General features: G+C 72.3%; 11 protein-coding genes. 5 read left to right on the top strand and 6 right to left on the bottom strand.

Translation table 11 applies throughout. From position 1 onward, the window contains the following. Positions 1-60: 60 nt before the first annotated feature. Positions 61-831: an SDR family NAD(P)-dependent oxidoreductase gene (locus ACWDY5_RS30910; RefSeq protein ID WP_449725664.1), complete on the top strand. Its 771-nt coding sequence runs from the start codon at positions 61-63 to the stop codon at positions 829-831. Here the strand turns inward: ACWDY5_RS30910 and ACWDY5_RS30905 are convergent. Next, the gene (locus ACWDY5_RS30905) at positions 828-3,917 is read right to left on the bottom strand and encodes a glycosyl hydrolase 115 family protein (RefSeq protein ID WP_449725663.1); all 3,090 of its coding nucleotides are present in this window, start codon (positions 3,915-3,917) and stop codon (positions 828-830) included. The genes ACWDY5_RS30910 and ACWDY5_RS30905 overlap by 4 nt on opposite strands. Further along, entirely contained in the window at positions 3,914-5,230 is a 1,317-nt protein-coding gene (locus ACWDY5_RS30900; RefSeq protein ID WP_449725662.1) for an SGNH/GDSL hydrolase family protein, read from the bottom strand. Before ACWDY5_RS30900 ends, ACWDY5_RS30905 begins: the two co-directional genes overlap by 4 nt. 116 nt (positions 5,231-5,346) lie before the next feature. On the opposite strand from ACWDY5_RS30900, the gene ACWDY5_RS30895 reads away from it, so the two are divergent. Further along, the gene (locus ACWDY5_RS30895; protein WP_449725661.1) at positions 5,347-6,003 is read left to right on the top strand and encodes a maleylpyruvate isomerase N-terminal domain-containing protein; all 657 of its coding nucleotides are present in this window, start codon (positions 5,347-5,349) and stop codon (positions 6,001-6,003) included. 25 nt (positions 6,004-6,028) lie between these two features. Here ACWDY5_RS30895 and ACWDY5_RS30890 read toward each other — a convergent pair whose 3' ends face one another. Continuing rightward, complete coding sequence (locus ACWDY5_RS30890) at positions 6,029-6,394, bottom strand: darcynin family protein (RefSeq protein WP_449725660.1); 366 nt, start codon at positions 6,392-6,394, stop codon at positions 6,029-6,031. Positions 6,395-6,498: 104 nt separating this feature from the next. Between ACWDY5_RS30890 and ACWDY5_RS30885 the strand changes: the two genes are divergently transcribed. Both ACWDY5_RS30885 and ACWDY5_RS30880 read left to right on the top strand, forming a co-directional pair. Continuing rightward, on the top strand, positions 6,499-7,398 hold the full coding sequence (locus ACWDY5_RS30885; protein ID WP_449725659.1) for a LysR family transcriptional regulator: 900 nt from the start codon (positions 6,499-6,501) through the stop codon (positions 7,396-7,398). Between the two features lie 35 nt (positions 7,399-7,433). Then, a complete protein-coding gene (locus tag ACWDY5_RS30880) occupies positions 7,434-8,525 on the top strand; it encodes a winged helix DNA-binding domain-containing protein (protein WP_449725658.1) in 1,092 nt (363 codons plus the stop codon). Between the two features lie 61 nt (positions 8,526-8,586). Here the strand turns inward: ACWDY5_RS30880 and ACWDY5_RS30875 are convergent, their stop codons facing one another. The 3 genes from ACWDY5_RS30875 to ligA all read right to left on the bottom strand — a co-directional run bounded on the left by ACWDY5_RS30875 (position 8,587) and on the right by ligA (position 12,132). Beyond that, positions 8,587-9,159: a hypothetical protein gene (locus ACWDY5_RS30875; protein WP_449725657.1), complete on the bottom strand. Its 573-nt coding sequence runs from the start codon at positions 9,157-9,159 to the stop codon at positions 8,587-8,589. Between the two features lie 20 nt (positions 9,160-9,179). Continuing rightward, the gene (locus tag ACWDY5_RS30870; protein ID WP_449725656.1) at positions 9,180-9,866 is read right to left on the bottom strand and encodes a hypothetical protein; all 687 of its coding nucleotides are present in this window, start codon (positions 9,864-9,866) and stop codon (positions 9,180-9,182) included. A 274-nt stretch (positions 9,867-10,140) separates the two neighbouring features. After that, positions 10,141-12,132, bottom strand: a complete 1,992-nt coding sequence (ligA, locus tag ACWDY5_RS30865) for an NAD-dependent DNA ligase LigA (protein WP_449725655.1) — start codon at positions 12,130-12,132, stop codon at positions 10,141-10,143. Between the two features lie 89 nt (positions 12,133-12,221). On the opposite strand from ligA, the gene ACWDY5_RS30860 reads away from it, so the two are divergent. Beyond that, a complete protein-coding gene (locus ACWDY5_RS30860; RefSeq protein WP_449725654.1) occupies positions 12,222-13,295 on the top strand; it encodes an MBL fold metallo-hydrolase in 1,074 nt (357 codons plus the stop codon). Positions 13,296-13,383 lie beyond the last annotated feature (88 nt).

Here is a 13,383-nt window from a genome sequence, read left to right as displayed (position 1 = left end):
CGGGGCGACACCTGGTGTACTTCCCGGACAAGGACGTACGTGTTCGGGAGGGGTGGCGCGGTGGTGGAGCGCAGAGGGGTGCTGGTCACCGGGGCGTCCCGGGGCATCGGCAGGGCGGTGGCGGTGGCCTTCGCCGGCGCGGGCGAGCGGGTGGCCGTGCACAGCACCAGGGCGCACGAGGACGCCGAGGCGACCCTGGCCGCACTGCCGGGCGACGGGCACGCGCTGGTGACCGGTGATCTCGGCGATCCGGTTGCCGCGCAACGGATCGCCGCGGATGCGGTGGCCGCACTGGGCCGGGTGGACGTGCTGGTCAACAACGCCGCCGTGGCCCCCACCGCGGCCAACCGGCACGACCCCGCCGAGGTCGGCTACCCGGACTGGGTGGCCGCCTGGCGGCAGATGATCGAGGTCAACCTGCTGGGCGCGGCCAACGTGACCTGGGCGGTGGCCCGGCACCTGATCGACCGCGGCGCGCCGGGCAGCATCGTCAACATCGGCTCACGCGGCGCCTTCCGCGGCGAACCCGCCCACCCGGCCTACGGCGCGAGCAAAGCCGCGCTGCACGCCCTCGGCCAGTCGCTGGCGGTGGCGCTGGCACCACACGGCATCGCGGTGACCTCGGTGGCGCCGGGGTTCGTCGCCACCGAGCGGCAGCAGGCCAAGCTCGGTGGCGAAACCGGGGACGCACTGCGCCGGGAGAGCCCGTTCGGCCGGGTCGGCACGCCCGGGGAGATCGCGCACACCGTGCTGCACCTGGCCGCGCCGGAGTCCGCCTGGGCGTCCGGGACGATCGTGGATCTCAACGGGGCTTCGTACCTGCGCTCCTAGAGCCGCAGGCTTTCCGGTGGGCCGAGGTAGCTGGGACGCAGCCCGCCGGTGTCGACGACGAGGTGTTGCACCACCACGGTCGGGTCGACCATCCACACCGTGAGCACGTGCGGCCCCGGCTCGGCGATGACGTGCCGGGTGGCGAGGCGGTGCACGTTGTCCGAGGTGGCCCGGGCCCACTGGCGGTTCATGGTCATGTCGTCGCTGCCAGAGGCGGTGGTGGTGTTGACCACCTGCGGCCGCTCCCCGTCGAAGCCGACCGCGTAGCGTGGCCCGCTGCCCGGCAGCACGTTGCACCGCGGCGACAGGTACGCCCACACCGTCACGGGGCCGGTGGTGAACAGCGTCATCCGGTATTCGAGGCGCGGTCCCGCGCCCACGGCCTGGCTCGGCGCGGTGACCGGGAACGGGGTCATCCCGGCGCCGGTCCGGCCCAGGTCCGGGATGCGCCGCCATTTCGCGGCCGCGGTGCCGATGTTGGCCGAGCAGTGTTCTGCCGACATCGAGACGTGGCCACCGGCCTCGATGAAGCCGCGCCGCCACGCCGCCGGCAGCTCGGGGTTGGCGATAACGGCCTGCACGGTGACCTGCCGCCCAGCGCCGGAAACCGTTATAGGCACCCGGGTTGTGCCCTTCGGGGCTCGCGCCCAGTCCACCCGCACGCCCATCCGCAGCTCGGTGGCCACCTTGCCGCCCCTGGGTTCGACCAGCAGCCAGGGCGCGCCCGTGGTCACCAGGCAGTGGAACGGGGTGCGGCCGCGGTTGAACACGTCGAGGTACTGCCCCGGCGTGGTCTGGAACGGGCTGAACTCCGGCAGCACGGGGTTTCCTGCGGCCGCTGGCCACCACCGCTCGTCGCCGTCGACGGCGACCCCCAGTTCGGCGGCGACGGGCAGCGTGAGCCTGCGCACCGGGGGGAAGACCTCGTCCGGCAGCGCGATGTGGTCGCGTTCCGGTTGCTGCCACGGGGCGTCCGGGCCGTAGCGGGCGATGTCGCCGTACCCGATGTGCGGCTGGGTCTGGAACCCCCGCCACTTCCCACCGGCGATCCCGGTGTTGAAGCGCTCGGCCAGCGCCTGGTCCTGGGCGAAGCGGGCCTCGGTGACGGTGGCCAGCTCGTTGGCCGAGGCCCGGCCCTGGGCGGCGTGCAGCAGGTTGGTGAACTCCGCGCGGCGCAGGGCGTAGAGGTTCGCCGAGGCCTGGACCGGATAGCCGACCAGCTCGAAGTAGGCGTCGCGGCAGGCCGCGGGCACCCGGGCGGCAAGCCGCTCGGCGCGGGCGGCCAGGTCCTGCCACTGCTCGGTTACGGTGTCCAGCTCGCGGTAGTGCACCAGGCTGAACGGACTCGCCTGGTCGTCGTAGACCACGGCGGCGGGGTCGGTCGCCGGGTCCTTGGCCGGGTCCAGGGTGATCCGCCGGTTGAGCAGCTCCGGCTTGCGGCGGGACTGCAACGACCCGTAGGTGTGCATCACCTCGGCCACCTCGGCCGCCAGTCCCCGGCCGAAGTTCTCCCCGGCGAACTGACGCTCCCATGTGGACAGTCGCGCCAGCGGCCACGCGTCCGGATCCCACGCGTAGTCCAGGAAGAACTGCAGCGGCAGCTCGTTGCCCTTCATGTCCCCGACGTTGACCACCCAGAGCCGGTCGGTGCCGTAGGCCATGGCCTGGTGCAGCTGTTCCCAGGTGTTGGCCAGCAGGGTGGTGTCCACCCACTTGTAGTTGCGGCCCAGCCCCACGTAGTCGAAGTGGTAATACAGCCCGTACCCGCCGGCGCGCGGTGGCAGCGCGGGATCGGGGTGCTTGCGGATGTTGCCCCAGTTGTCGTCGGTGAACACCACGGTCACGTCGTCGGGCGGGCGCAGACCCTTGTCCCAGTAGCGCTGGACCTCCTTGTAGAGGGTCCAGACCTGCGGCACGGTGGTCACGTCCCGGCCGGTCTCGCGGGCCAGGATCTCCCGCTCGGCGGCCAGGATCTCCCGCATCAGCTCGATGCCGTCGCCGTCGGGCAGGCGGGTGTCGCCGTTGCCGCGCATGCCGATGGTGACCACGCCCTCGAAGTCCTCGCGCATCATCCGGCGGATGCCCTCGGCCCAGTAGGCCTTGACCGCCTCGGCGTTGCGCCGGAAGCTCCACTCCCCGGTGCCGCCGTAGGGATCCCGGCCAGGGGTGACGATCTTGCCGTCCTGGTCGCGCACCGCGGGCACGGCGTGCCGGTTCCACTCCTCGATGCCGCGCATCATGGGCGCCTCGTGCGAGGTGCCGATGACGACGCCGTACTCCTTGGCCATGGCGTGGTTGCCAGGGTCGTCCTCGGCGAAGGCACGCCCCCACACCGCGGGCCACAGGTAGTTGGCGCGCAGCCGCAGCATCGTCTCGAAGACCTTGGCGTAGAAGTGGCGGTTGAACCCGCCGGGGTGTCCCGGCGCCAGGCCGGGCCCGAAGTAGGCCGGAGCCCAGGTGCCCAGCGCCGGGTTCTCGTCGTTGATGAAGAACCCGCGGTACTTCACCACCGGCGTGCCCAGGCTCTGCCGCTGCGGCCGCACGTGCAGTTCGGCGGCCCGGACCGGCGGCACGTCGGCCCACCAGTGCCACGGCGAGACGCCGATCCGCCGGGACAGCTCGTAGACGCCGTAGATCACCCCGCGCTGGTCGCTGCCGGTGAGCACCAGGCGGCCGCCGACGACCTGGCTCAGCGAGGTCTCCCACGCGCCCGCGATGCCGGTGACATCCAGCCGTTGGGCCGCAACGAGTTCATCCACCAGCGGGCTGCCGCCGATGGTCCCGATCAGCACTACCGGGCCGGGCGGGATCCGGTCGGTCACCAGCTCGGGCCGGATGCCGGTGACCCGCTCGACGTCGGCCTGGAGGTCGGCGGCCACCCGGCGCACACCGGGCGCGTCCGCCAAGCTCACCACCAAGGTCGCGGCCTTTCCCTTTGCCACCAAGGGGAACCGGCCGCCCCCGCGCTGCGCGGTGACGTACTCCTCGGTCCCGGCCGAGGCCACCCCGGTGCTGAGCGCGCTGCCGGCGCCCAGCGCGGTGAGCAGCCGGAGGAAGTCCCTGCGCGGCACACCTTCGGCCGTCATCGCGGGCTCCCGCTCACGCCGGTGAACAGGCGTTCCGGCACGGCGTTGGCCAGGGCCTGGTAGCCGGCCGGGTTGAGGTGCAGGTGGTCGCCGGTGTCGTAGGCGGGCAGCAGGGTGGACGGGTCACGCGGGTCCCGGACCGCCCGGTCCAGGTCGATGACCGCGTCGAAGCGGTTGCTGGTGCGGACCCAGTCGTTGACGCGCTGCCGGGTGGCCTCGCGGAGGTTGCCGGGGTCGTCGTAGCTGGAGCCGCCGAAGGGCAGCAGGGTCGCCCCGTACACCCGGATGCCCTGGGCGTGCGACTGGATGATGATCTGGTCGTAGGCGGCGATCAGCTCCTGGGACATCTGATGCTGCGCCTGTTCGGTGAGCGCGGAGCCGCCGATGTCGTTGATCCCCTCGAACAGCACCAGCCAGGCGACTCCGCTGTGCGCCAGCACATCCCGGTCCAGCCGGGACAGCGCGCTGGGGCCAATGCCGTGGTTGAGCACGCGGTTGCCGCCGGCGGCCTGGTTGAGCACCGCGACCGCGGCGGTGGCCGGGTTCGCCCGCAACCGGGCGAGCAGCCGGTCCGGCCAGCGGTTGTTCACGTTGTGGGTGGAGCCTCGGCCGTCGGTCAGCGAGTCGCCGACAACCGCGACGGCCGCGGCGGACGCCCCCGACCACACCTCGATCCCGCTGAGCAGGTACCAGCGGTCGGTGGCGGTCGGCCGGGTCAGGTCGGTGGCCATGACTTCGTTGCCCTGCACCAGGTGTGAGGTGGTGCGGGAACCGGGGTGCGCGGTGACCGAGCTCGCCGGCAGCCCCTGCGCCAGGTACGTGGTCACGGTCAGGTTCGCCTGGGCGGCCAGCGGGAAGTCCAGCGGATCGGACACCGCCTGCGCGCCGCGCTGCACGATCGTCGACGCCTTGCCCTGGAAGGTCACCGGCCGCACGGAACCCGGCTGGACAGCGCTTACCCCAGCCGCGCCGCCCTGCGGCAGCGCCACCGAGACCGCGGCGATCGGCAGGGCGGCGGTGCCGAAGGCGTTGGAGAACCGCAGCCGGATCCGGGTGCCGCCCAGGGAGGCGTGCACGGTCTGGCGCAGCGTGGCGTTGGCCAGGACCACGCCGTCCTGGGTGAACGGCGGCGGTGGCAGGTCGGCGGTGGCGGCCTGCTGCGGCATGGCGGTCCAGCTGTGCACCCAGTGCGCGCCTGCGCGGTCCGGCCGGGTGGCGGCGGCTCCTGAGGAGGCGGCCAGCACGAGTGCGAGCACGGCCAGGACGAGTGCGGCGGGTCTGCCCCGGCAGGGGCGGGCGATGAAGGGGTGCAAGGACAGCTCCTTCCGGGCCGGAGTCCCGAATGTAGGGAGCGCCCGCCAAACGTAACAACAAGTTTCGGAAACTTTCGGGCGAGCGCGACGGTCCAGCCCGCCGGTAGTTTGCGGCCATGGATCTGTTCACGGACTCCTGGGCGGCACTGCGCGCGACGGTCGCCGACCTTCCGGACGAGGACTTCGCCCGGCCGTCGGGCTGTGCCGGCTGGCTGGTGCGGGACCTGGTGTGCCACCTGGTCATCGACGCCCAGGACGTCCTGATCACATTGGTCACGCCCGCGGACACCGAGCCGACCAGGGACGCGGTGACCTACTGGTCGGTCGGGCACACCCCGCCCACCGGCGAGGACCCCCTGGACGCGCTGATCGTCCGGCTGGCCGCGGCCTACCAGGACCCGGCGCTGCTCAAGTTCCACCTGGACGACGTCGGCGCGGCCGCGGGCCGGGCGGCCGTACTCGCCGATCCCGGCCGCACGGTCGGCACCCAGGGCCAGGTGCTCACCGCGGGCGACTACCTGGGCGCGTACGTGCTGGAGTGGACGCTGCACCACCTCGACCTGGTGGCACACCTGCCGGGCGTGGCCGGGCCACCCCAGGCGGGGCTGGCGCGGACCAGACAGATGCTGGAGCAGCTCGCCGGGGCCAGGTTCCCGGCCTCGTTCAGCGACCGGGACGCGTTGCTGGTGGGCACCGGGCGGCGGGCGCCGACCCCGGCGGAGCGGGCCGAGCTCGGTGAGCTGGCCGCGCGGCTGCCGTTCGTGCTCGGCTGAGGGTCAGCGCCCGTGCCGCCCCGGCTCAGGCGTTGACCGTGGCGAAGGTGTCGAGGTTGTTGTTCTTGGCGTAGGCGTTCTCCACGCCGACCAGGATCTCCACCACCTCGAAGTAGCGGTCCCAGAACGGGGTGTCCCGCAGCGCCTCGATGAGCAGCTGGTACGACTCGTGGTCACGGGCCTCCCAGAGCCACACGTCGGTCACCCGCGCCGAGTAGAACTCCGTGTCGAAGAACCGCGACCGGACGCCCTTCGCCCGCTCGTTGATCGCGGGCAGGACCTCGGTCGTGAACGCGTGCACGCGCTGTTCCACCGACATGCCAAGCCATTCCGGCGAGGTCTTCACCAGCATGAACGCCGTCAGGCCCGGCTCGAACGACTCCACAGACATCACGTTCTCCTTCTTCTCGATGTGCCGTGGCACCGAAGTTAGAGACCGGCCACACCTGCGCGCCACGCAACTTGAGCAAGGCTCAGTTGCGTAGCATGCAAACCATGCCCGACCAGCTCGACCTCAACCTGCTGCGCGTCTTCGACGCCCTGCTCCAGGACGGCAGCGTCACCGCGGCCGCCGAGCGCCTGCACCTGTCCATCCCGGCGACCAGCCGGGCGCTGGGCCGGTTGCGGCGGGCCATGGGCGACCCGATCCTGGTGCGCGCCGGTCGCGGCCTGGCGCCCACCCCGTTCGCGCTGCGCACCGCGCCGAGGGTGCGCTCCCTGCTGGAGGAGGCCGCCGCGCTGATCAGCGCGGACCGGGAGATCACACCCGGGGAGCTCAAGCGCACCTTCACCATCCGCATCAACGACGGTGTGGCCGCCACCCTGGCCACCGCGGTGGTCGAGGCCACCGCCGCGGTCGCGCCGGGGGTGGTGCTGCGCTTCGTCACCGAGGGCAGCGAGAGCATCGAGGCGCTCCGGGACGGCTCGGTCGACCTGGACATCGGCGCGGGCCAGGAGAGCACCGCGCCCGACCTGCGCACCACCCTGCTGTACCGGGAACGCGCGGTCGGCATCGTGCACGCCGACAGCCCGCTGGCCCGCGTCCGCAAGCCGACCTTGGCTCAACTGTGCGAACATCCGCACGTCTCGGCCTCCCGCCGCGGCCGCGCCCGCGGTCCGCTCGACGAGGTGCTGGAGGCCGAGGGCCTGCGCCGCCACGTGGCCACCGTGGTGCCGACCGCCGCGGTGGCCCTGCTGCTGGTCGCGGCCAGCCGCCAGGTCGGCCTGGTGCCGCAACGCCTGGCCGAGCAGTTCGGCGAGGCGCTGAACCTGCGCTGGTTCCCGATTCCGGCGCGGCTGCCGGGGACCGGGGTGCGACTGTGCTGGCACGCGCGGCTGGACGCCGATCCGGCGCAGCGGTGGCTGCGCGAGACCATCCGCGCCACCGTGGACTGACCGCCGATGTCGGTGCGGTCATTAAGGTCAGCACGGTGACCGTTCTCGACACCCGGGCGCTCAACCGCGCGACGCTGGCCCGGCAGCTGTTGCTCGACCGCGCCGAGCTGCCGGTGCTGGACGCCGTCGCGCACGTGGGCGGCCTGCAGGCCCAGGAACCACAGGAACCCTTCATCGGGCTGTGGTCGCGGCTGCGGGCCTTCGACCCCTCAGCGCTTTCGGACCTGCTGACCGGCCGGCAGGTGGTGCGCACCCACCTCATGCGCCGCACCGTGCACCTGCTGACCGCCGCCGACACCCTCGCCTGGCGGGCCCGACACAACGCGATGCTGCGCCAGCGGGTGACCGGGGTGTACCGCAAGGAGCTCGCCGGGGTGGACCTGGACGAGCTGGCCGCCGCCGGGCGGGCGGCGATGGCCGACGGGGCGCACCGCTCGATGCCCGAGCTGGCCAGGGCGGTGCTGGACCGCTGGCCCTCGGCGGAGACCAAGGCGCTCGGCGAGATGCTGGTCGCCGGGCTGCTGACCATGGTGCAGACCCCGCCGCGCGGACTGTGGCGGGCCAAGGGCGGGGCGCGCTACGCGCTGCTCTCCGACTGGGTGGGCCGCGAGATCGACCCGCTGGACCCGGATCCGGCCGATCCGGTCGGCCAGCACCTGCTCCGGCGCTACCTCGCCGCCTTCGGCCCCGCGGCCACCGCCGACCTGCGGGCCTGGAGCGGTGCGGCCGGGCTGCCCGCCGCGGTGGCCGCGCTGCGCCCGGAGCTGGTCAGCTACCGGGACGAGCGGGGCCGGGAGCTGCTGGACCTGCCCGGCGCGCCGCTGCCCGACCCGGAAACCCCTGCCCCGGTGCGGTTCCTGCCCGCCTTCGACAACGCGATCCTCGGCTACCAGGACCGCACCCGGATCATCGACGACGCGCACCGCAACCTGTCCGTGGCCGGTGCCCGCGTGGTGCTGGTGGACGGCCGGGTCGCCGCGACCTGGACCGTGCAGACGGACACCGTGGTGGTCACCCCGTTGGACCGCTTCACCAAGGCCGACCGGACGGCGGTGGCCGAGGAGGCCGAGCAGCTGGCGTTGTTCCTCTCGGACAAGGAAAGCAACCGGGTGCGGATCGCGCCCTGACACCGGAACGGCCCGTTCGCGCGACGGGCGAACGGGCCGAACCCGGTGTCCTCAAACAGTCTCAGGCACGGGCGCGCACGATGTACTGGCCCATGCCACCGCAGCCGTTGGGGTTGGTCCGCTGGATGACGTAACCGGGCGGAATCGGCGAGCCCAGGCAGACCCACTGCCCGTCACGGGGCAGCTCGATGTAGCGCCCCATGCCGCCGCAGCCGTTCGGGTTCAGCATGGTGATCACGTAGCCGTCCGGGATCGGCGAGCCGAGGCAGGTCCACTGCCCGTTGCGCGGCAGTTCGATGTAGCGGCCCATGCCACCACAGCCGTTGCCGTTCAGCATGGTGATCACGTACGGGACCGGGATCGGTGAGCCCAGACAGGTCCACTGACCGTTGCGGGCGGGCTCCAGGTACCACGAACCGCCCCGGCTGCACCCGTTGGCGTTGAGCATCGTGATCACGTGGTTGTCCGGGATCGGCGAGCCCGCGCACACCCAGCCGGTGAAGGCCGGACTCGCCGCAGCCGCGACCGGGGCCGCGGCGGCCGGTCCGGCGGCGAGCACACCGCCGAGCAGGACCATGCCGGTGAGCGCGGCGAGTTTTCTGAACATTGCCGACCAGCGGGACTTGATGTTCACCAGTTCATCTCCTCACGAATTCAGGCGCGCACGATGTACTGGCCCATGCCACCGCAGCCGTTGGGACTGGTCATGGTGATGACGTAACCCGGCGGAATGGGTGAACCGAGACAGACCCACATACCACTTCTGGCGAGTTCGATGTACCGGCCGGTGCCGCCGCAGCCATTCGGGCTGAGCATGCTGATGACGTAGCCGACCGGAATGGGTGAGCCGAGACAGGTCCACATGCCGTTGCGCGGCAGCTCGATGTACTGACCGGTGCCACCGCAGCCGTTCGCGCTGAGCATGCTGATGACGTAGCCGTCCGGCAGCGGCGAACCGAGGCAGATCCACATGCCGTTGCGCGGCAGCTCGAGGTAGCGGCCAGTGCCGCCGCAGCCGTTCGGGCTGAGCATGGTGATCACGTACGGGGTGGGCACGGGCGAGCCCAGGCAGGTCCACATCCCGTTGCGGACCGGTTCCAGGTACCAGGAAACGCCACCGCAGGCGGTGCTCAGCATGGTGATCACGTGGTTCGCCGGAATCGGCGAACCACCGCAGACCCAGCCGGTGAACGTCGCACCGGCCGGCGCGGCCTGCACGGGAGCGGACTTGGCCGGCGCGGACTTGGCGGCCTCGACGGTGCTGACGCTCGCCGCCGGCGCCGGGGCGGCGTTGGCCCCTCCGGCGGCGATGATGCCGCCGAGGACGACCATTCCGGCCACCGCCGCGAGCATTCTGACCGTTCTCGGCCAGCTGGACTTTGTTCTCATCGGATTGTCCCCTCACGAGTACGGGGGTCGAGGAAAACGAAATGACGCAGACCAACCGCCCCCGACAGCACCGACCGTATAGGAGCGAACACCAGCCCGAAAATACTCCGAACCGACCAATCGGACGGCGTACGGCAGCGGCCCCGAAAACCCGTCAGAATTGACGCGTCATTGGTGGCATAAATGCCCTACCGGCCCCGCCCGTACCCGGGTATCGGCCCGGTCGCTAGGCGATACCCGCCTCGATCAGCTGCCGCCAGATCTCGCTCTGGTCCACGACTTCCACGCCGAGCTTCTCCGCCTTGGTCAGCTTGCTCGCGCCGACGTCAGCCCCGGTGATCAGCAGGTCGGTGCTGGCCGAGACCGAGGAGGCGATGGTCGCGCCCGCTTTCTCGCACAGGCGCTGGAAGGTGGGGCGGGGCACCTTCTCCCCGGAGCGCGGCTCGCTGATCGCGCCGGTGACCACCACGGTCTTGCCCGCCAGCGGCGCGTCCGAGGCGACCACCGGCGGCAGGTCCTCCTCGCGCACGTCAAGACAGACCCCGCGTTCGCGCAGCCGGTCGAGCTCGGGGCGCAGCCGGGTGAGGTGCTCGATGAGCGAGGCGGCCACCTTCGGGCCGATGTCCTCCACCGCCACCAGTCGTTGCTCGCCCGCGTCGGCGACCTCCTCCAGCGAGCCGAAACCGGCGCGGCACAACCGGGTGGCGGTGCCCTCGGAGGCCATCGGGATGGCCAGGCCGATCAGGGCGCGGCGCAGGCCCACGTTGCGGCTGGCCGCGATGGAGTCGATCATGCGGGCGGCGGAGACCTCGCCGATGCGGTCGAACTCCAGCAGGCGTTCCGCGGTCAGGGTGTAGAAGTCCGAGGGGTGCTCCAGGTCGCCGGACTCGGCGAGCCGTTCGATCCACACCGGACCGACGGCCTCGATGTCGGCGGCGGCGCGGGAGGCCCAGTGGATGAGCCTGCGCACGGACTGGGCGGGGCAGGAAGCGTTGGTGCAGAACAACTCCCGGCTGTTGCCCTGCTCGGTCAGCGGCTGCGCGCAGGACGGGCAGGCGCTGGGCGGCACGATCTCCTGCTCCGCGCCGGTGCGCTGGGACTCGTCCAGCACGCCTGCCACGAACGGGATCACATCGCCGGCGCGGCGCACCAGCACGGTGTCGCCGATCCGGATGCCGCGGGCCCGGATCACCTCCTGGTTGGCCAGGGTGGCCCGGGTGACCGTGGTGCCGCCGACGAACACCGGTTCCAGCACCGCGACCGGGGCGATCTTGCCGGTCTTGCCGACGTCCCAGACCACATCGGCCAGCACCGTGGTCTTCTCCTCGGCGGCGAACTTGAACGCCAGCGCGCCGCGCGGGGAGCTGGAGCGGGTGCCCGCGGCGCCGTAGGCGTCCCGGTTGGCCAGCCGCAGCACCGCGCCGTCCAGGTCGTAGTCCAGGTCGTTGCGGCCCTGCTCGATCTCGGTGATCACCGCCTGCGCCTGCTCGGCGTCGGTGCACAGCCGCATGTCCGCGCCGTCCAGGCCGAGGTCGCGCAGGCCCTGCTCCAGGTCGACCGCGGCGCCACCGGCGGAGGTGTCCAGGTCGAAGCCGAAGAAGCGCAGCCGCCGCTCGGCCACGGTGGCCGGGTCCTTGGCGCGCAAGGTGCCCGCGGCGGCGTTGCGCGGGTTGATCAGCGGCTTGTCCGGGTGCGCGGTGTTGTAGGCGGCGAAGGTGGAGCGCAGCATCACCGCCTCGCCGCGCACCTCCACCCGGCCGGGCGCGTCCACCCGCTCGGGCACGCCGTCGACCAGGGCGCGCACCAGCGGGGTCACGTCGTCGCCGGTGCTGCCGTCGCCGCGGGTGACCGCCCGCGCCAGCCGTCCGTCCTCATAGACCACCGACAGCGAGAGCCCGTCCAGCTTGGGCATCACCACCACGGGCTGGCCGGGGAACCGGTCGAAGAACGCGGCCACCTGCTCCGGTTTGGTCGCCTTCTCCAGGGAGAGCATCGGGCGGGCGTGCCGGACCGGCGCGTGCAGCACCGTGGGCGCGCCGACCTGCTCCAGCGGGTTCGGATCCGGCGCCAGCTCCGGATTCGCCTCGATCAAGGCGCGCAGCTCGTCCTCGATCACGTCGTACTCGGCGTCGGCCACCTGCGGCGAGCCGCGGTAGTAGGCGTCGCGCAGCGCGACGATCCGGTCGGCGAGCTCCTGGATGCGTTCCCCAGCGTTCACAGCGGTCAAACTACCGTTGACCACCGACAACCGCCGGGCGCCGCGCGCTGCTGAGCACGCGCACAGCTCGACCGGGGAGAATCAGCGGCATGACCCGATACCTGCTCGGCGCGCTCGCCGCCGCCCTGGCGTGGACGCTGCGGGATCTACCGGCCCAGCTCGGCGGCCGGGCCTCCGGGGCCCGCCTGACCCGCTCCCCGCAGTACCGCGACGGCCTGTTCCGCAACCGGGTGGACGCGCTGGCCGCACCCGGCGCGCGGGCCAGGCTGGCGCGCGAGCTGTTCTTCGGCAAGCAGCGGCGCAAACCGGCAGGCGCGGTGCCGCTGGTCGAGCCGGAGCCGCCGGTCGGGCGGGGCGTGCACCTGACTTGGTATGGGCACTCCAGCTCGCTGGTCGAGCTCGACGGCGCGCTGATCCTGCTCGACCCGGTGTGGGGCGAACGGGTCTCGCCGCTGCCCTTCGGCGGGCCGCGGCGGCTGCACGAGGCCCCCGCGCCGGTGGAGTCACTGCCCGCAGTGGACGCGGTGGTGATCTCGCACGACCACTACGACCACCTGGACCTGGCCACCGTGCGGGCCCTGCTGCGCACCCAGACCGCGCCGTTCGTGGTGCCGCTGGGCGTCGGGGCGCACCTGCGGCGCTGGCGGGTGCCGGAGGAGCGGATCATCGAGCTGGACTGGTCGGAGTCCACCACCGTCGCCGGGGTGCAGATCATCGCGACCGAGGCGCAGCACTTCTCCGGGCGGGCGCTCAAACGCGACGACACGCTGTGGGCCTCCTACGCGCTGATCGGCCCCGCGCACCGGGTGTTCTACACCGGCGACACCGGCTACTTCCCCGGCTTCGCCGAGATCGGCGCGGAGCACGGCCCGTTCGACGCGACCCTGGTGCAGATCGGCGCTTATGTGCAGGACTGGCCCGGCATCCACATGACGCCGGAGGAGGGCGTGGCCGCGCACCTGGACCTGCGCGGCGGGCTGCTGGTGCCGGTGCACTGGGCGACGTTCGTGCTGGGCGTGCAGGACTGGTCCGAGCCGGTGGACCGGCTGTGGGCCGAGGCGAAGGCGCGCGAGGTCGCGGTGGCCGTGCCCCGGCCCGGCGAGCGGGTGGACGTGGCCGCGCCCGCGCCGGTGGTGCCCTGGTGGAAGCTGCTGGAGTCCTAGGGGGCGTTTTCAAAGCGGCTGGTGTGATCTGCTTTGATCACGTTCGTGGTGCGTCGTCATGAGCTGACCGATGAGCAGTGGGCTGCCC

The organism is Crossiella sp. NPDC003009 (assembly GCF_053591555.1).
The sequence above is the reverse complement of the archived record's forward strand: the minus strand, read 5'-3'. Positions and strand labels throughout refer to the sequence as shown.